Source organism: Nocardioides endophyticus, from assembly GCF_039543845.1.
Lineage (GTDB): Bacteria > Actinomycetota > Actinomycetes > Propionibacteriales > Nocardioidaceae > Nocardioides > Nocardioides endophyticus.
The window spans coordinates 109,294-125,538 of record NZ_BAABKN010000032.1 but is presented as its reverse complement, the minus strand read 5'-3'; the positions used below and the strand labels follow the sequence as shown (position 1 = coordinate 125,538).

Sequence of the window (16,245 nt, the reverse complement as noted above, 5' to 3'; positions counted from 1 at the left end):
GTGACGGAGAGCGGTTCACGAGAAGACAGACTCCACGATCGAGGGGGTCAGGCTGGTGAAGAAGCCGAGACCGTCGGTCCCGGCGCCGGTGAGGTCCTCGACCGCGTGCTCGGGGTGCGGCATCAGGCCGACCACGTTGCCGCGCTCGTTGCTGATCCCGGCGATGTCGCGCAGGGAGCCGTTGGGGTTGCCGTCGAGGTAGCGAGCCACGACCCGACCCTCACCCTCGAGCCGGTCGAGCGTCGCGACGTCGGCGACGAAGCCGCCCTCGCCGTTCTTGAGGACGATGGTGATCTCCGCGCCCTCGGCGTACGACGACGTCCAGGGCGTGCGGGCGTTCTCGATGCGCAGGCGCTGGTCGCGGCAGACGAACTTGCGGTGGTCGTTGCGGATCAGTGCGCCCGGCAGCAGGTGGGACTCGCACAGGATCTGGAAGCCGTTGCAGATGCCGAGGACCGGCATCCCCTTGCCGGCGGCGTCGATGACCTCGGCCATCACCGGGGAGAAGCGCGAGATCGCACCGCAGCGCAGGTAGTCGCCGTACGAGAAGCCGCCCGGCAGGACGACGGCATCGACGCCCTTGAGATCGTGGTCGCCGTGCCACAACGGGACGGCCGTGTGGCCGCCGATGGTGACGGCGCGCTGGGCATCGACCTCGTCCAGGGAGCCCGGGAAGGTGACGACGCCGATCTTCACTGCGCCACCACGGGGGCGTCCTCGACGCGGACCGCGTAGTTCTCGATGACGGGGTTGGAGAGCAGCGTCTCCGCCATCTTCTCGACCTCGGCGAGCACCGCGTCGGTGACCTCGCCGTCGATCTCGAGCTCGAACCGCTTGCCCTGGCGGACATCCGTCACGCCGGAGAAGCCCAGCCGCGGCAGCGCGCCGAGCACGGCCTTGCCCTGGGGGTCGAGGATCTCGGGCTTGGGCATGACGTCGACGACGACACGGGCCACAGGGGCGCTCCTTCACGAGGGCTTCGGGTGCACCGCTGAGTCTAGAGGCCGGTCGCAGCCGCCTCGACCGCCGGGACCAGGTCGAGCGCCGGGTACTGGTCGACGATGCGCTGCCAGTCGTCGTACGCCGGGTCGCTCTCGCTGATCTTGGGCAGCCGCTCGCCGGACGCCTGCAGGAGACTGGCCGGCAGCATGCTCACCGGGATCCGGGTGTACGCCGCACCGCGGAGGTAGCGGCCCACGAACTCCTGGGTCTGCTCGATGCGCTCGTCGCAGCCGGTGTCGTCGGCGGCACACTGCGCTCCGAGGACGGTGCCGAGCGCGGTCCCGATGGGGGTCGTCCAGTCGGTCTCAGCCTGCGCCATGGCGTCGTCCCAGCCGGCCTCCGTCACGCCCGCGAGGTCGGCGTCGAGGCCCTCCTGGACGGCGTCGATCGCGGCCTGCTCGAAGTCGGCGTAGACGTCGTCCGACCGGCCGACCTGCGCCAGCACCGCACTCAGCGCATCGGGGTCGAGGCTCGGCCCGGTGGGGACCGGTGCTCCATAGGCGGCGATCACCGCGTGGAAGTCGTCCACGAGGAGCTGCGCGACCGTGTCCCGCAGCTCGGGATGGATGTCGTCGTCGGCCCGGCCAGCCGCCTCGACCAGGTCGGCGAGCAGCGTCGGGTCGTCGGCAGCGGCCTCCTGCAGCCCCTCGGCGACGTACACAGAGTCGGCTCCGGACCACGGCACGCCGGTCAGCAGCAGCTCCAGGCGGTCCACCCGGTCCCGGGGTACGCCGTCGATCTCGTCGCCGTCGACCGTCCCGTCGGCGACCAGCGCGGTCGCGTCGCTGTCGGCCGCGTCCGCGAGTGCCTTCGGGGTGTCGCTGTCGTCGCTGCAGCCGAGCAGGGCGCCCGCCAGGAGAACGGCGACGACGACCCGCTGACGCAGACGCCGCCGGCGTCGGGTCACTCGCCGGACTCCTGCTCGGTCTGGGAGGTGCTGCCGACCAGCTCGTCCTCGAGGTCGTCGGCGAGCTGGGAGTAGAGGCCGCCGTAGCCGGTCTCGGACTGGTAGTTGGTCCAGGCGTCCCGCTGCTCGGCGTCCCACTCCGACATCGGGACCCGGTCGCCGTCCTGGACGAGGGCGTCCGGCAGCTCGCCGACCGGGAGGTGGCTGTAGATCGACTCCTGCGCCATCGCCGCAGCGGTGCCGTGGTTGTCGGCGATCAGGTCGCCGACGTGCTGGCGCACCTCATTGGTGGTGTCGACGTCGTTGAGCCCGGTGAGGTGGTCGGTGAGCGGCCCGGTCACGCCGGTGTTGATCGCGTCGGCCCCGATGTCCCCGACGAACGGGATGGCGCCGACACCCTTGTCGACCACCTGCTCCGCGATCCAGCCGCCGACCTCGTAGGCGCCGTCACCCTGCGCGCTCGCGGACGCATCGGCCGCCAGGCCGTCCGCGACCATCTGGTCGGTCGCGCCCTCGCCGAGCGCCGAGATGACCTCGGCGTACGGGCTGTTGACGTTGGCCTTGGCGCCCTCGAGACGAGACTCCCACTTGTCGAAGTCCGTCTGGTCGGCCGTCCCGCTGCCGTCGCTCTCACCACCGAAGTAGTGGTCGTAGCCGTACTGCGCGTACTGGGTCGCCGCCCCGCTGATCGTCGACGACGCGCCGTCGTCGGTGCCGAGCGTCGACAGCACCTGCCGGAGCTGGTGCTCGTCGAACCTCGCCTGCAGGTCGGCCGACTGCTCACCGGGCAGCCACGGGTCGGCGTCGCCGGAGCTGACCGGGTCGGTCCCACCCAGGCTCGAGTACACGTCGGGCATGTAGCCGCCGAGCATCGTGCCCAGCGGCTGCTTGAGCTCGGGCGCCAGGTCGCCACCGGCGCTGGCCGCGCTGTCCACCGCCTGCTCGGCGAGGTGCGGCGAGCGCGCGTCCGGGTCGACCGTCGTCGCGCTGACGAGAGCATCGCCGAAGTGCCGCTGCTCCGAGGGCAGGTCCGGGTACGGCGTGTGCTCGCCGTGCGGCCACTCGCGCTCGTTCATGTAGTAGTCGACGCGGTCACCGTCGCCGCCGGCGAGGAAGTCGCGCGCGGCGTCCGGGTCATGCGACAGGCCCTCCATCAGGCCGCCCATGGGGTCGTAGCCGGTCGCGTGGTCGTAGTCGCGGAGGTCCAGGTAGTCGTCGGGTGCGCCGTCGGTGAGGTCCAGGGCCCGGACGTCGATCATCGGTCCGTGCCACGGCGAGGTGCCGTTCTCGGCGACGAACGCCTTCTCGTAGCTCTCCATCGAGTCGCCGATGGTGTTGAGGAAGTGCGAGGAGTGCCCGTCGTCGCGCAGCAGCGGTCCGAGCAGTTGGTAGCCGGACGGGGAGTAGCCGTTCATCGAGATGCTGTAGGTGTCGTCGATCTCGAAGCGGTCGACCGGCATGGAGCCCTTGCCGGCCGCGTCGACGAGGCCGTCGAGCCAGGCCTGGGACACGTGCTCGGCCGGGCCGGAGTGACCGTCGTCGAGGCCGGACGTCCCGGCCGCGAGCGTCTGACCCCAGAGCTGCTGGGACTCGCCGACCACACCGACCTTGTCGTCCAGCGTCGGCGCCGCCGCGAGCATCGTCTGCTGGACGTGGAGCAACCCCTCGGGGCCGAGGTCGTTGAGCAGGGACGTCGCGACGGTGCTGTCGTCGCCGTACGCCGCGAGCAGGCTGTTGAGCCCTTCGATGTCCTCGGCGCTCGGCGGCTCCTCGCCCTCGTACATCCACGGCTGCCACGACTGGTCGTCGGAGTAGGACGCGTACTTGTCGGCGATCGTCTGGCCGAGCAGCTGCTGTTGCTCCGTGGAGAGCGACTCGAGATCGAAGTCGCGGTCGGGGTGCTCGACGAGGTAGTCGGCGATCTCCTGGTCGGAGAGCCCACGCAGCTCGGGCGGCAGAGCCGCGGTCGCCAGCGTGCCGCTGGCCGCGTCGAACTTCCCGGTCCGGGCGCCGTTGAGCACCGACGCCAGCTGCGCGTCGGCGTCGGCTGCGCGCTGGAGTGCGTCGGCGATCTGCTGGGCGAGCATCGTCATCCGGGCTTCATCGAGCTTCTCGTCGATCGCTCCCAGGAAGTTGGTCTCGGTGCTCGTCGACGCCGGCGCGGAGACCCGGACACTGCCGCCGCTCTCCTCGAGGACCCAACCCTCACCGGCGATCGTGCTCCTCGCCGAGAGCACGGACTCCTTGGCCGCGGAGATCTCCGCCTGCGCGGTGTCGAGGGCACCGACCACCGGCGACACCGCTGCCACCAGGTCGGCGAGCCGGTCGTACAGGCGACCGTGCGACTCCCCGGCAGCGGTGGCGGCCTCGCCCTGCCAGCTGCCCGGCGGACCGCCGCCGTCCATCTCGTCCTGGAGGTCGACGAGGGACTTGCGGTCGGAGTTCAGCCCCTCTGCGCTGGTCCCGAGAGCATCAGGGTTCCAGCTCAGCAGCTGGTCGATCGTGGTCACTGCGCCATCATCGGGCGACCGAACCCTCTCGACACGACCTCGTCGGTCGCCTGGAGGTGGTCGGCCGCGGCCGACATCCGCTCGGCGAGACCGCTTGCGTCGCGGTGCCACTCCGCCACCGCGGTGTCCCAGCTCTCGACCAGCGCCTGCACGGCTCCGGCACTGGTGCTGCCCGGCAGCGCCGTACCGACACCGGCGAGGTGGCTTCCCGGCTTGGTCGCGGCAGCTCCGTCCGCAGCGGCCTGGATCTGCTGCGCGGCAGCATCCACATCGGCCTTGAGCATCTCGAGTGACATCTGACCCCCGTCGCGTCGTCGTACTCCGCTCCGCACATACCCGGGTCCGGCGGGCAGGAAACGCGCCCGTTCGGCACACTGGAGGCATGAGCATCCCCACAGGCCTCCCCGGCGCCAACCCGCTCCGACTCGAGTTCCCCCAGTCCCTGGCGGTCTACGACGACTACCCGGCCGCGCAGAAGACCGTCGACTTCCTCTCCGACAACGAGTTCCCGGTCAAGAACCTGATGATCGTCGGCACCGACCTCAAGCGGGTCGAGCGGATCACCGGCCGGCTGACGACGGGACGCGTCGCGCTCGGCGGCCTGCTCTCGGGCCTGTGGCTCGGCCTCTTCGTCGGGCTGATCTTCTCGTTCTTCGTCGACGAGAACGTCTTCGCGATGATCGTCTCGACGGTCCTCCTCGGCGCCGTCTTCGGCATCGTGTGGGCGCTGCTCGGCTACGCCCTGACCCGCGGCCAGCGCGACTTCTCCTCGATCACGCAGGTGGTCGCCACCCGCTACGAGGTGCTCGTCGAGCACAAGGTCGCCGGCCAGGCCCGCGAGCTGCTCGCCAAGCTGCCCGGCGCGCTGCCGAACCCGTTCGAGTAGGTCCTGCGGTGGCGCACCGGATCTTCACCACGAGCTTCGCGTCTGTCTATCCGCACTACGTCGCGAAGGTGGAGCGGAAGGGCCGGACGAAAGACGAGCTCGACCAGGCGATCCGGTGGCTCACCGGCTTCGACCAGGCGGAGCTGGAGCGCCACCTGGACGACGAGACGACGTTCGAGGACTTCTTCGCCGACGCGCGGCTCAACCCGAACGCCTCGTTGATCACCGGGCTCGTCTGCGGGGTGCGCGTCGAGAACGTCGAGGACCCGCTGATGCAGCAGATCCGCTACCTCGACAAGCTCGTCGACGAGCTCGCCAAGGGCAAGGCGATGGACAAGGTCCTGCGATCGGGGACGCGCCAGCGGACCCGATGATGGTGGTCGAGCAAGCGGCGCGGCTGAGCCTGCGAAGCCGCGACCCGCGTGTCGAGACCTGGGAGAGCCAAGATCCGGCGTCGACCAGGTGATCGCTGCACCAGGCGAGCTGCGGAGGTCTCGACGACGCTCAGGCGCCAGCGCGCCGTCACTGCTCGACCAACGGCGGCATCAAGCTCGAGCTAGCTCAGCTCACGCTTGAGGATCTTGCCGGTGGAGGTCATCGGGAGGGCATCGACGAACTGCACGATGCGCGGGTACTTGTAGTTGGCCATCTGCTCCTTGCCCCAGGCGAGCAGCTCGTCCTCGCTCACCTCGGCACCGTCGGCGAGGATGACGACGGCCTTGATCTCCTCACCGTGACTCTCGTGCGGCACGCCGATCACGGCGGCGAGGGACACGGCCGGGTGGGTCATCAGGACCTCCTCGACCTCGCGCGGGTACACGTTGTAGCCGCCGCGGATGATCATGTCCTTGAACCGGTCGACGATGTAGTACCAACCGTCCTCGTCCCGGCGCCCGAGGTCGCCGGAGCGGAACCAGCCGTCGTGGATGGCGTCGGCGGTCGCCTCCGGGCGGTTGTAGTAGCCCTTCATGATGTTGTGGCCCTTGATCGCGATCTCGCCAATCTCGTCAGCGCCCTCGACGACGTTCCACTCGGGATCGATGAGCTTCATCTCCACGCCGGGGATCGGCAGCCCGATCGAGCCGACGCGCACCGGCTCGCCGTACTTCGAGAACGACGCGACCGGCGACGTCTCGGACAGCCCGTAGCCCTCGAGGATCGTGACCCCGAAGCGCTTCTCGAACTCCTTGTGGACCTCAACCGGGAGGGCAGACCCGCCCGCGACCGCGACCCGGAGGTGGCCCGCGACCTCCGCGACGTCGAAGCCGTCGGCCTGGGCTCCTTCGAGGGCGCCGAGCAGGCCCCAGTACATGGTGGGTACGCCGGCGAAGAAGGTGATCCTCTCCTTCTTCATGAGGTCCAGCGCCGCCCGTGCCTCGAACCGCGGGAGCATCACGACGGTGCCGCCGTACGCGAAGGCGCCGTTCTGGCAGACGGTCTGGCCGAACGAGTGGAAGAGCGGCAGCACACAGAGGTACGTGTCCGGGTTGTCCGCGTCGGCCCCGAAGAGCGGCTCGCCGGACAGCGCGTTGTCGCGCATGTTGCGGTGCCGCAGCTCGGCGCCCTTCGGCTGACCGGTGGTCCCCGAGGTGTAGAGGATGACCGCGGTGTCGTCCTCGTCGGTGGCGACCGTCTCGAACTCCGCGGGCTGACCGCCCATCGCCTGTGCCATGGTCTCGGTGCCCTCGATCGGCGAGGCGTCGCCGAGGCCGGCCGTGATGACGAAGAAGTGCTCGCAGCCCTCGCTCTCCTTGAAGCCGGCGTACCCGGCCTCACCCATCGGCAGCTCGGGTGTGCCCTGGAAGCAGAAGTACGCCTTCGCGTCGGAGTCCTGCAGGTGATAGGCGACCTCGCGACCCCTCAGCAGCACGTTGAGAGGCACGACGGTCGCTCCGGCCTTGAGGATGCCGAAGTAGACGACGGTGAAGTAGGGCAGGTTCGGGCAGGTCAGCGCGACCTTGTCGCCCGGCTGGATCCCCCGCGCCGCCAGCAGATTGGCGACCATGTTGGAGAAGGCGTTGACCTCGGTGTAGGTCAGCCGTGAACTCTGCCCGTCAGCTCCTGCGAACACGACCGCGGTGCGGTCGGAGTAGGTCGCAGCACTGTCCTCGAGGATGCTCGCCAGGTTGTACGTCGTCATGCCCTCAACCTACCGGCCGCGTGGCGCAGATCACCTCGGACGGCGTACGGCGCCACGAGCGAGAGCGCCCGCGCGATCGGGGCAGCGACGCCCCGTCCCCGCACCACCATCGTGGGCTCGACGTTGCAGCCCGTGGTGGTCTCGGTGAAGGTCAGCGTCAAGGTCGCGGAGATGCCGCGCCAGGTCCCGGTCTCGGTCCAGCGATGCGGCCGGTCGAGCTCGGTCGTCTCCATCGCCGGGCGCACCCCCGGCTTCGTCACGTCCACCCAGGTCTGACCGACCCGCGGCTCACCGTCGACGTCCTCGACGCGACTCAGGCTCGACTGCCACTCCGGGCGGCGGCGCGGGTCCACCAGGTAGTCGAAGGCCACCTCAGGTGGCACCGGGAACGCGACCGTCAGAACGTCTCTCCGGTCAGCAGCTCGTAAGCCTCGACGTAGCGGCTGCGGGTGCGGTCGACGACCTCTTGCGGCACCGGCGGCGGGGCCGCACCGGTCGAGCGGTCCCAGCCCGACTCGGGAGACAGCGCCCAGTTGCGCACGATCTGCTTGTCGTACGACGCCTGCGTGCGGCCCGGCTGCCACTCGGCGGCGGGCCAGAAGCGGGACGAGTCGGGGGTGAGCACCTCGTCGGCCAGCACGGTCGTGCCGTCGGGACGGGCCCCGAACTCGAACTTCGTGTCGGCCAGGATGATGCCGCGCTCGCGGGCGATCCCCTCGGCCCGCGCGTAGACCTCGAGCGTCAGGTCGCGCAGCTGCGCGGCGCGCTCGGCGCCGACAGTGGCAGCGACGGCGTCGTACGAGACGTTCTCGTCGTGGTCGCCGAGCTCGGCCTTGGTGGCTGGCGTGAAGATCGGCGCCGGCAGCCGACTGCCGTCCTCGAGCCCGGCCGGCAGCGCGATGCCGCACACCTCGCCAGTGGCGCGATAGTCGAGCAGCCCGGACCCGGTGAGGTAGCCGCGGGCAACGCACTCGACGGGATACATCGCGAGCCGTTCGCACACGACGGCACGGCCGCGTACGGCGTCCGGCACGTCGGTCGAGATGACGTGGTTGGGCACCAGGTCGGCGAGCTGGTCGAACCACCACAGCGACATCCGGGTCAGGATCTCGCCCTTGTCGGGGATCGTCGTGTCGAGAACGAAGTCGAAGATCGAGATCCGGTCGCTGGCGACCATCAGCAGCTCACCGCCGGGGAGCTCGTAGAGGTCGCGCACCTTGCCGGAGTGGAGGTGTTGGGCGCCCTCGATGCTCGGCGCGGGCGGGATGTTGAGTTCGGCCACGCGCACACTCTAGGAGTTGGCCTTTCAAGTCTTTCACTACTGGGTTACTTTGGTTTGAGCCGCTGATCCGCAGAGTGAGGGCCTCATGATCCGACCACCGCGTCCTGACTTCCTGATCGTCGGCGCCCCCAAGGCCGGCACCACCGCCCTGCACGCCGCGCTCTCGCAGCATCCCGAGGTGTTCGTGACCCGGCCCAAGGAGCCGAAGTTCTGGCTCTGCGACGGCGCTCCTCCCCCGGCCTGGCGCGGGCCCGGCGACGCACACTCGCAGCAGGAGTGGATCTGGCGTCACGACGAGTACGCCGCCCTGTTCGAGACCGCCCGGCCCGACACGGTCCGCGGCGAGAGCACGCCGTTCTACCTCTGGAGCCGAGGCGCGCACCGCCGGATCGCCGAGTCGCTGCCCGACGTACGACTGATCGCCGTGGTCCGCGACCCGGTCGACCGGGCGTACTCGAACTGGATGCACCTGTGGTGCGACGGCCTCGAGCCGCTCGCCGACTTCGAGGCCGCCTTCGCCCGCCAGGACGAGCGGGTGCGGGCCGGGTGGGCACCGTTCTGGCGCTACCGCGAGCTCGGGATGTACGGCGAGCAGCTCGCTCATCTGCACCAGTACGTCGACCCGGAGCGGATCCTCGTGCTGCGCTACCGCGACATCGTCGACGACCCGCCGGCCGCCGTCGACCGGGCCTGCCGATTCCTCGGCATCACACCGGGCATGGTGGCCACCATCCCGCGGGACAACTCACGCAGCTATGTCCCGCCGGGTTGGCGGCCGACCGTGCTAGGTCCCGCGATCCGTGCCGGCGCCCACCTCGGCCAGTTCGCGCCGCCGGACGTCTGGCGCCGGGCCAGCGTGCCGCTGGTGGCGAGGCTGCAGACCGGCGACGGTCCGCGCCCGCGGCTCACCCCCGAGCAGCGCGAACGGCTGGTGCGCCACTTCACCGACGACGTCGACCTGCTGTCCGACCTCAGCGGGCAGGACTTCTCCGACTGGCTCTCGCCCGAGCCGAAGGGCTCGTTCGAGGAGCGCCAGCGCGCCTGATCGTCGGCACCTCAACCACCGTCAGCGAACCAGCGTCACCAGGTCATGCGCGCCGTCGGGCCGCGCGGCCTCGACGTAGAAGCGAGTGCGACCGTCGGGCAGCGGTACGGCGGAGGCGTAGCGCCAGGCGCCGTCGGAGTACGGCGACGCGATCGGCTCGGAGTCGTCGGCGACCAGCCGCTCGCCGTCCCAGCGCGCGACACCGGTCGTCTCGTACCAGTTCGAGGCGGCATCGGCGCGGCCGTCGTACAGCACCACGAGCGGGTCGGAGGTCAGCACCGTCGACACCCGCGCGCCGCGGGCATCCCAGCGGCCGGGTCGGCCCGCGAGCACCTCGCCGCGGTCGGTCCAGTCGAGCCCGTCGAGGCTGGTCAGCAACCGCGTCGTCATCCGGTCCTCGTGACCGGCGTCGGTCAGCGGGTGGCAGCAGAGCCACATCCGCCAGCCTTCAGGGGTGTGCTCCACTACCGGGTCCTTGACGGCGACCTCGTCGTCGCCGGGCAGCACGACCCGGCGCTCGCCGGTGGGCAGCTCTGCCGGCGTCGCGGCCGTGAGGCTGTCGACCCACCAGTGCTTCGAGCCCGGAGTGGCGCAGGAGAGATAGAGCCGCCACCCGACGCCGGGGACAGGCACCAGCACCGGGCGCTCGAACGACTCGCAACCGAACGCCTCCCGGTCGACGACGGCGACCTCCTCGAAGGTCACCCCGTCGGGCGAGCTGGCGACAACCACCGAGACGCCGCGCCCCTCGGCGAGAGGGCGGCGCACCCGGTAGGTCAGCCAGTAGGTCCCATCGACGAGCACGGCGCTCGCCGCACCCGCCCAGTTGCCGGGGCCGACACCCGGAGCGGGCACCACGACCTGGAGGTCGTCGTACGACGGGAGCGGTGGCAGCGTGTCAACGGACATTCACCCAGCATAGTCGAGCGGTCCACTATGGTTTCGAGGCTCAGGCCTGGCGGCCTTCGCACCTCAACCATCGGACTCACCAGCGGGTCGGCCCCGACCATCGGTCAGCGGCGCAGCCACCACTCCATGCGCTGGGTGACCCACGGCAGCGCGACGTAGGTCATCACGGGCGTCATCACCAGCACGACGGCGAGCACCCGCAGCGGGAGCGCCCAGTCGGCGATGAGGTGCCCGGCGATCCAGTTCGCCAGCACGCTGAGCGGATAGAAGACCAGGAAGATCACGGTCGCCTGCTTCCACCGCGGCGGCGCGGGGGCAGGCGGGCGCAGGTCCTCGACGTCGTACGTCGCCGGCGGGTCGAACCAGCCCTCGATCCCGGTCCGGCGCTCGACGCTCGACTCGCCGACCAGACCCTGGGCGGCGCCCAGCCACCACTCACGCTGCGGCGAGGCCTCCCACGTCGCGAGCGACTGCTCATCGGCAAAGCGGTAGAGCATGTGCCACTCCTCCGACTGGGTCGACGGGCGCACCCAGCCCGAGCCGAGGAACCCGTCGAAGCGGGTGGCAAGGGCGGAGCCGGCGCGGATCCAGGCGAGCATCTCGTCGCTGTGGCCTGGCGCGATGGTGCGGGTGATCGAGACCGTGACGGGAGCACTCATGAACGCGATGCTCCGGGGGTGCCGAGCCGAAGCGCAAGTCGGGCTGGCACAGTTGGGCCATGCCGGAGTCTGCGTCTGAGATCCACGCCCGCGTCCTCGCCGTTGCCCCCGACGGGCGGCTGCCCGCCCCGTCGATCGCCGGGTGGGAGATCTTCCCCTGGGAGGTCGTCGACGGCGCGATCGCACCGAAGACCCTTGCGGCACCCGGCGTCGAGCAGCCGCGGGTCGGCGACGAGGGCGGTCCCCCCTGCGACACCTGCGCCGGCATCGACCCGGACACCATCGTCTGGGAGGACGAGCACTGGGTGCTCACCACCCGCCCGGCGAGCGGTCTGCCACTGGTGCTCGTCCTGCAGACCCGCGACCACGAGGACGCCGGCCAGATCGACGACGACCTCGCCTCCGAGTTCGGCCGGATCTCCAACCGGCTGGTCCGGATCATCGAGGGCCTGCCCGGCATCGGTCGCGTGCACGTCAACCGCTGGGGCGACGGGTCGTCGCACTTCCACGTCTGGTTCTTCGCCCGTCCCGACGGCTTCGACCAGATCAAAGGCTCGTTCGCCGTGGAGTGGGACGCCATCCTGCCGCTGATCGACGCCGAGGTCCGCAAGGCCGATCTGCACGGCGTCGCGGTCAAGCTCGCCAACTGGGGCGGGCACGCCCGCGCCTGACGAGTACGACGACCACCTGCCGGGCACGGTGGGTGCGTGAGCGAGCACGCCTTCGATGTGCCGAGCGTCGAGACGCCGCACGTCATCGAGCCGACGTACACACCCGACCCCCGGCGCTGGCGGATCCTGGGCGTCTCGCTCGTCATCGGGTTCATGGCGCTTCTCGACGTCTCGATCGTCAACGTCGCGATCCCGTCGATGCGGGAGGGCCTGCACACCTCAGCCGGCACCATCCAGTGGGTCGTCTCCGGCTACGCACTCGCCTTCGGCCTCACCCTGGTCGCCGGCGGCCGGCTCGGCGACGCGTACGGCCGCCGACGCCTGATGCTCGTGGGGCTGATCTGCTTCATCGTCTCCAGCACAGCGGTCGGCTTGGCTCCGAACGTCGAGCTCGTGGTGATCGCCCGGCTCCTGCAGGGCGCCAGCGCCGGACTGCTCACGCCCCAGAACTCCGGCCTGATCCAGCAGCTCTTCCGCGGGCGCGAACGCGGGCGCGCGTTCGGCATCTTCGGGTTGACCGTCTCGATCTCGTCGGCCATCGGCCCTGTCCTGGGCGGTGTCATCATCGCGCTCGCGGGTGAGGAGAACGGGTGGCGCTGGCTCTTCCTGGTCAACGTCCCCATCGGGCTCGCCGCGCTGATCGCCGTGCTCGTCATGGTGCCTCGACGGGTCTCGACGAGCTCGACCTCCGGAGGCACCGCGGCCGACAACCGGATCGACGTCCCCGGCGCTCTGCTGCTCGGCGCCACGGTGTTGTGCCTGCTCTACCCGATCGTCCGGGTCGAGGGCGGTGAGCGGCTGCCGCTGCTGCTGCTCGTCGGCGTCCCGGTCTTCGGCTGGGGGTTCGTCGCGTGGGAGCGGCGTACGGCGCGACGCGGCCACCCGCCCCTGCTGGACCTGGCGCTGCTGCGGGGCCTGCCGGGCTACCTCAACGGACTGGCCGTCGGCGCGCTCTACTTCACCGGCTTCACCGGCGTCCTGCTGGTGACGTCGCTCTACCTCCAGGAGGGGCTGGGGATGGCGCCGCTCCAGGCAGGTCTGCTGCTGGTCCCGTTCGCCGGCGGCTCTGCGCTCAGCGCGCCGCTGGCTGGACGCTACGTCTCCGATCTCGGCCGGCGGCTGATCGTCGCCGCACTCGCGACGATGATCACCGGCGTTGTGCTGGTCGCCCTGCTGGTGCCGGGGCACGACCCGGTCTGGCCGTGGCTGGCGCCGACCCTGCTGCTGGCCGGGCTCGGCGCGGGCGCGGTCGTCTCACCGAACATGATCCTCACCCTCGCCGAGGTGCCGCCCCGGATGGGTGGTGCCGCCGGTGGCGCCCTGCAGACCGGCCAGCGCATCGGCGCGTCCATCGGCGCCGCCGTACTGGTCACCGTCTACCAGCTCGCCGGGGACACCTCCGCCGACACCGGGCTGCGGGCCGCGCTGCTGACCGGCGCGGTCCTGGTTTCATTCGCCTTGGCGATGGCAGTCCGGTCGACGCGGCAGCAGACTGCAGCATGACCTTCCTCGCCGAGCCCGAGCCGACGCCACAAGTCCAAGCGCTGTACGCCGCCGATGTCCAGGACCACGGCTACGTCATGAACCTGAGCCGCGTGTGGGCGCACCACCCCGACGCCAACAGCCGCCTTTTCGCCCTGGTCGCGGAGGTCGCCCGCACAGGTGGCCTGTCGATGCGCGAGCGCGGCATCCTCGTGACGGCCTGCGCGTCCACCCTCGGCGACTCCTACTGCTCCCTCGCGTGGGGCACGAAGCTCGCGGCCGAGACCGAGGACGCAGACCTGGCGGCCGGTGTGCTCACGGGCACCGACGCCGGGCTCTCGGACCGCGAGCAGGCGATGGCCTCCTGGGCACGCCGGGTCGCGGCCGACCCGAACGGCACGACGTCGGCGAACGTCGACGGCCTCCGGGACGCGGGGCTCGACGACGCCACCATCTTCGCGGTCACGGTGTTCGTGGCCCTCCGGCTGGCGTTCTCGACCGTCAACGATGCCTTGGGAGCCGTGCCTGACACCGAGCTGTGGGCGAACGCTCCGAGCGCGGTGGCCGACGTCGTCACCTGGGGACGCTGAGAATCGCGGTGTGGTCCCTCGACATAGCCCTCGTAGCTCTCCGCGAGACCCCCATCACCTCGAGGGACCGACTGCCGTTCTCGTAGGTCATCTCGCCGCTGAGCCGGCCAGGGTCGCGTCTCCGTCCAGGTCCGGCACCGAGGTGAGCGTTGCAGGCGACCTAGAGAATGCTGCCGGGTGCGTACGCCGCGGCCTCGGGGTGACGCGCGGTCACCTCGGCGACGCGTCGTACGACGGCCTGGACCTGGTCGACGGCGGCGCCCGTGAACGTGATCGGCTCGGCGACCAGACTCGCGAGCTGGGCCTCCGTCAGGCCGAGGCGGGGGTCGGCGGCGAGTCGGGCGAAGACGTCGTTGTCGGCCTGGCCCCGGCGCATGTCGAGAGCGGTCCCGACCGCGGCCTCCTTGATCGCCTCGTGGGCGGCCTCGCGACCGACACCGTTGCGCACGGCGGCCATCAGCACCTTGGTCGTCGACAGGAACGGCAGGTAGCGGTCGAGCTCGCGCTGGATCACGGCCGGGAACGCACCGAACTCGTCGAGCACCGTCAGGAACGTCTCGAAGAGGCCGTCGGCGGCGAAGAACGCGTCGGGCAGCGCGACACGGCGTACGACGGAGTCGGAGACGTCGCCCTCGTTCCACTGGTCGCCCGCGAGCTCGCCGATCATCGACAGGTGGCCGCGCAGGACGACGGACAGGCCGTTGACGCGTTCGGCCGAACGGCTGTTCATCTTGTGCGGCATCGCGGACGAGCCGACCTGGCCCTCCTTGAAGCCCTCGGTGACGAGCTCGTTGCCGGCCATCAGCCGGATCGTGGTCGCCAGGTTGGAAGGGGCGGCGACCAGCTGGACCAGCGAGGAGACGACGTCGAAGTCGAGGGAGCGCGGGTAGACCTGGCCGACGCTGGTCAGGACGTGGTCGAAGCCGAGGTGGTGGGCCACGCGCTCCTCGAGCTGCTGCAGTTTGGCAGCGTCGCCCTCGAGCAGGTCGAGCATGTCCTGGGCGGTGCCCATCGGGCCCTTGATGCCGCGCAACGGGTAGCGGGACAGCAGGTCCTCGACCCGGTCGATCGAGATCAGCATCTCGTCGGCCACAGTGGCGAACCGCTTGCCGAGCGTGGTCGCCTGCGCGGCGACGTTGTGGGAACGGCCGGCCATCACGGTGGCCTCGTGCTCGGCGGCGAGTCGACCCAGCCGAGCCAACGCGGCGACGGCCCGGTCGCGGACCAGCGCCAGGGACTGCTTCACCTGGAGCTGCTCGACGTTCTCGGTCAGGTCGCGGGAGGTCATGCCCTTGTGGATGTGCTCATGCCCGGCCAGTGCCCCGCCCAGAAGAGCATTGAACTCCTCGATCCGGGCCTTCACGTCGTGTCGGGTGACCCGCTCGCGCGCCGCGATGGACTCGAGGTCGACCTTCTCCGTGACGTCGCGATAGGCCTCGATCACCCCGTCCGGTACGTCGATGCCGAGGTCGCGCTGCGCCCCGAGCACCGCGATCCACAGCTGCCGCTCGAGCACGATCTTGTGCTCGGGCGACCAGATCTGGGCCAGCTCGGCGGAGGCGTAGCGGGTGGCCAGAATGTTGGGCACGGAGGTCGGCGCGGTCACGTGCCTGATTCTCCCACGGCGACGCCCGTCACCCCTGGGCGCCCGAGCAACGACCACTCCCTGCCGGCACCCGTGGGCCAGCGATGACCGCGCCACGCGTCGAACCACGGACCGGGGTCGGTGAGGTGCAACCGATGCCGACCGTTCGCACCGCTGGTCACATCGACGATCTCGCCTCCCAGCACGACGAAGCCGCACACCGTCGAGACATAGGGAAGCGGTCCGTCCTGATCGATCGACAGACCGAGTAGCGCTCCCGCCCACACGCCGAGGCGGAGATCCTCGACCGCACTCAGGCCGAGTTCCTCGAGACGTCGCACGTCGGTGACCCGGCGGTCGAGGAAGAGCCCGAACGGACACTCGCGGAAGACGGCGCCCGTCGCGACGACCGGCCGGGCCAGGAGATCGTCGATACGCCCGGCCTCGTACAACGTGGCGCTCGAGGTCCGGAGCGGCTCTCCGGCGAGGCCCGCACCCAGGGCCAGGCCTGCCTGTCGTCGCGGCATGCCGATGGTGCTGAGGCGGACTGCCGCTTCACGGGCGCTGACGAGCATGC

General features: G+C 70.6%; 18 protein-coding genes. 6 read left to right on the top strand and 12 right to left on the bottom strand.

Annotated features, from left to right (window positions below; genetic code table 11):
- Positions 1 to 15: 15 nt before the first annotated feature.
- The 5 genes from purQ to ABEA33_RS23855 are packed head-to-tail and all read right to left on the bottom strand — an operon-like array spanning position 16 to position 4,715.
- Positions 16 to 696, bottom strand: a complete 681-nt coding sequence (gene purQ, locus ABEA33_RS23875) for a phosphoribosylformylglycinamidine synthase subunit PurQ (RefSeq protein ID WP_345529597.1) — start codon at positions 694 to 696, stop codon at positions 16 to 18.
- Positions 693 to 956, bottom strand: coding sequence for a phosphoribosylformylglycinamidine synthase subunit PurS (gene purS / locus ABEA33_RS23870; RefSeq protein ID WP_345529595.1), 264 nt, complete (start codon positions 954 to 956; stop codon positions 693 to 695). Before purS ends, purQ begins: the two co-directional genes overlap by 4 nt.
- Positions 957 to 997: 41 nt before the next feature.
- Positions 998 to 1,909: a hypothetical protein gene (locus tag ABEA33_RS23865; RefSeq protein WP_345529594.1), complete on the bottom strand. Its 912-nt coding sequence runs from the start codon at positions 1,907 to 1,909 to the stop codon at positions 998 to 1,000.
- Positions 1,906 to 4,419 (bottom strand): DUF6571 family protein, encoded by a 2,514-nt coding sequence (locus ABEA33_RS23860; protein ID WP_345529593.1) that lies wholly within the window; start codon positions 4,417 to 4,419, stop codon positions 1,906 to 1,908. Before ABEA33_RS23860 ends, ABEA33_RS23865 begins: the two co-directional genes overlap by 4 nt.
- Positions 4,416 to 4,715, bottom strand: coding sequence for a hypothetical protein (locus ABEA33_RS23855; protein ID WP_345529592.1), 300 nt, complete (start codon positions 4,713 to 4,715; stop codon positions 4,416 to 4,418). Before ABEA33_RS23855 ends, ABEA33_RS23860 begins: the two co-directional genes overlap by 4 nt.
- An 86-nt stretch (positions 4,716 to 4,801) precedes the next feature.
- Here ABEA33_RS23855 and ABEA33_RS23850 point away from each other — a divergent pair, with 86 nt between their 5' ends.
- Complete coding sequence (locus ABEA33_RS23850; RefSeq protein WP_345529591.1) at positions 4,802 to 5,305, top strand: YflT domain-containing protein; 504 nt, start codon at positions 4,802 to 4,804, stop codon at positions 5,303 to 5,305.
- An 8-nt stretch (positions 5,306 to 5,313) separates the two neighbouring features.
- Positions 5,314 to 5,679, top strand: coding sequence for a DUF2200 domain-containing protein (locus ABEA33_RS23845; protein WP_345529590.1), 366 nt, complete (start codon positions 5,314 to 5,316; stop codon positions 5,677 to 5,679).
- A gap of 182 nt (positions 5,680 to 5,861) precedes the next feature.
- On the opposite strand, the gene ABEA33_RS23840 is transcribed toward ABEA33_RS23845, so the two are convergent.
- The 3 genes from ABEA33_RS23840 to ABEA33_RS23830 are packed head-to-tail and all read right to left on the bottom strand — an operon-like array spanning position 5,862 to position 8,727.
- A complete protein-coding gene (locus ABEA33_RS23840; RefSeq protein WP_345529589.1) occupies positions 5,862 to 7,445 on the bottom strand; it encodes a long-chain-fatty-acid--CoA ligase in 1,584 nt (527 codons plus the stop codon).
- Positions 7,442 to 7,828, bottom strand: coding sequence for an SRPBCC family protein (locus ABEA33_RS23835; protein WP_345529588.1), 387 nt, complete (start codon positions 7,826 to 7,828; stop codon positions 7,442 to 7,444). The genes ABEA33_RS23840 and ABEA33_RS23835 overlap by 4 nt, the downstream gene beginning before the upstream one ends.
- A 14-nt stretch (positions 7,829 to 7,842) precedes the next feature.
- A complete protein-coding gene (locus ABEA33_RS23830; protein WP_345529587.1) occupies positions 7,843 to 8,727 on the bottom strand; it encodes a phosphoribosylaminoimidazolesuccinocarboxamide synthase in 885 nt (294 codons plus the stop codon).
- 85 nt (positions 8,728 to 8,812) lie between these two features.
- Here ABEA33_RS23830 and ABEA33_RS23825 point away from each other — a divergent pair, with 85 nt between their 5' ends.
- Positions 8,813 to 9,772, top strand: coding sequence for a sulfotransferase family protein (locus ABEA33_RS23825; RefSeq protein WP_345529586.1), 960 nt, complete (start codon positions 8,813 to 8,815; stop codon positions 9,770 to 9,772).
- A gap of 21 nt (positions 9,773 to 9,793) precedes the next feature.
- On the opposite strand, the gene ABEA33_RS23820 is transcribed toward ABEA33_RS23825, so the two are convergent.
- A complete protein-coding gene (locus tag ABEA33_RS23820) occupies positions 9,794 to 10,681 on the bottom strand; it encodes a glycoside hydrolase family protein (RefSeq protein WP_345529585.1) in 888 nt (295 codons plus the stop codon).
- A 104-nt stretch (positions 10,682 to 10,785) separates the two neighbouring features.
- On the bottom strand, positions 10,786 to 11,340 hold the full coding sequence (locus ABEA33_RS23815; RefSeq protein ID WP_345529584.1) for an antibiotic biosynthesis monooxygenase: 555 nt from the start codon (positions 11,338 to 11,340) through the stop codon (positions 10,786 to 10,788).
- Positions 11,341 to 11,399: 59 nt separating this feature from the next.
- Here ABEA33_RS23815 and ABEA33_RS23810 point away from each other — a divergent pair, with 59 nt between their 5' ends.
- From ABEA33_RS23810 to ABEA33_RS23800, 3 genes are read left to right on the top strand one after another with little or no spacing between them, the layout of a single operon-like run.
- Entirely contained in the window at positions 11,400 to 12,011 is a 612-nt protein-coding gene (locus ABEA33_RS23810) for a hypothetical protein (RefSeq protein ID WP_345529583.1), read from the top strand.
- A gap of 36 nt (positions 12,012 to 12,047) precedes the next feature.
- Entirely contained in the window at positions 12,048 to 13,514 is a 1,467-nt protein-coding gene (locus tag ABEA33_RS23805) for an MFS transporter (protein ID WP_345529582.1), read from the top strand.
- Complete coding sequence (locus tag ABEA33_RS23800) at positions 13,511 to 14,083, top strand: carboxymuconolactone decarboxylase family protein (RefSeq protein WP_345529581.1); 573 nt, start codon at positions 13,511 to 13,513, stop codon at positions 14,081 to 14,083. Before ABEA33_RS23805 ends, ABEA33_RS23800 begins: the two co-directional genes overlap by 4 nt.
- 160 nt (positions 14,084 to 14,243) lie before the next feature.
- On the opposite strand, the gene purB is transcribed toward ABEA33_RS23800, so the two are convergent.
- Positions 14,244 to 15,689 carry an adenylosuccinate lyase gene (gene purB, locus ABEA33_RS23795; RefSeq protein ID WP_345529580.1) on the bottom strand — a complete coding sequence of 482 codons (1,446 nt, stop codon included), beginning with the start codon at positions 15,687 to 15,689 and terminating at the stop codon, positions 14,244 to 14,246.
- Positions 15,686 to 16,243, bottom strand: a complete 558-nt coding sequence (locus ABEA33_RS23790) for a hypothetical protein (RefSeq protein ID WP_345529579.1) — start codon at positions 16,241 to 16,243, stop codon at positions 15,686 to 15,688. The genes purB and ABEA33_RS23790 overlap by 4 nt, the downstream gene beginning before the upstream one ends.
- Positions 16,244 to 16,245: the final 2 nt, after the last annotated feature.

Coding starts and splice junctions, on each gene's coding strand:
- ABEA33_RS23790 (WP_345529579.1), bottom strand. CDS start 16,243: ATGCTCGTCAGCGCCCGTGAAGCGGCAGTCCGCCTCAGCACCATCGGC.
- ABEA33_RS23840 (WP_345529589.1), bottom strand. CDS start 7,445: ATGACGACGTACAACCTGGCGAGCATCCTCGAGGACAGTGCTGCGACC.
- ABEA33_RS23855 (WP_345529592.1), bottom strand. CDS start 4,715: ATGTCACTCGAGATGCTCAAGGCCGATGTGGATGCTGCCGCGCAGCAG.
- ABEA33_RS23800 (WP_345529581.1), top strand. CDS start 13,511: ATGACCTTCCTCGCCGAGCCCGAGCCGACGCCACAAGTCCAAGCGCTG.
- ABEA33_RS23850 (WP_345529591.1), top strand. CDS start 4,802: ATGAGCATCCCCACAGGCCTCCCCGGCGCCAACCCGCTCCGACTCGAG.
- ABEA33_RS23810 (WP_345529583.1), top strand. CDS start 11,400: ATGCCGGAGTCTGCGTCTGAGATCCACGCCCGCGTCCTCGCCGTTGCC.
- ABEA33_RS23825 (WP_345529586.1), top strand. CDS start 8,813: ATGATCCGACCACCGCGTCCTGACTTCCTGATCGTCGGCGCCCCCAAG.
- ABEA33_RS23815 (WP_345529584.1), bottom strand. CDS start 11,340: ATGAGTGCTCCCGTCACGGTCTCGATCACCCGCACCATCGCGCCAGGC.
- ABEA33_RS23820 (WP_345529585.1), bottom strand. CDS start 10,681: ATGTCCGTTGACACGCTGCCACCGCTCCCGTCGTACGACGACCTCCAG.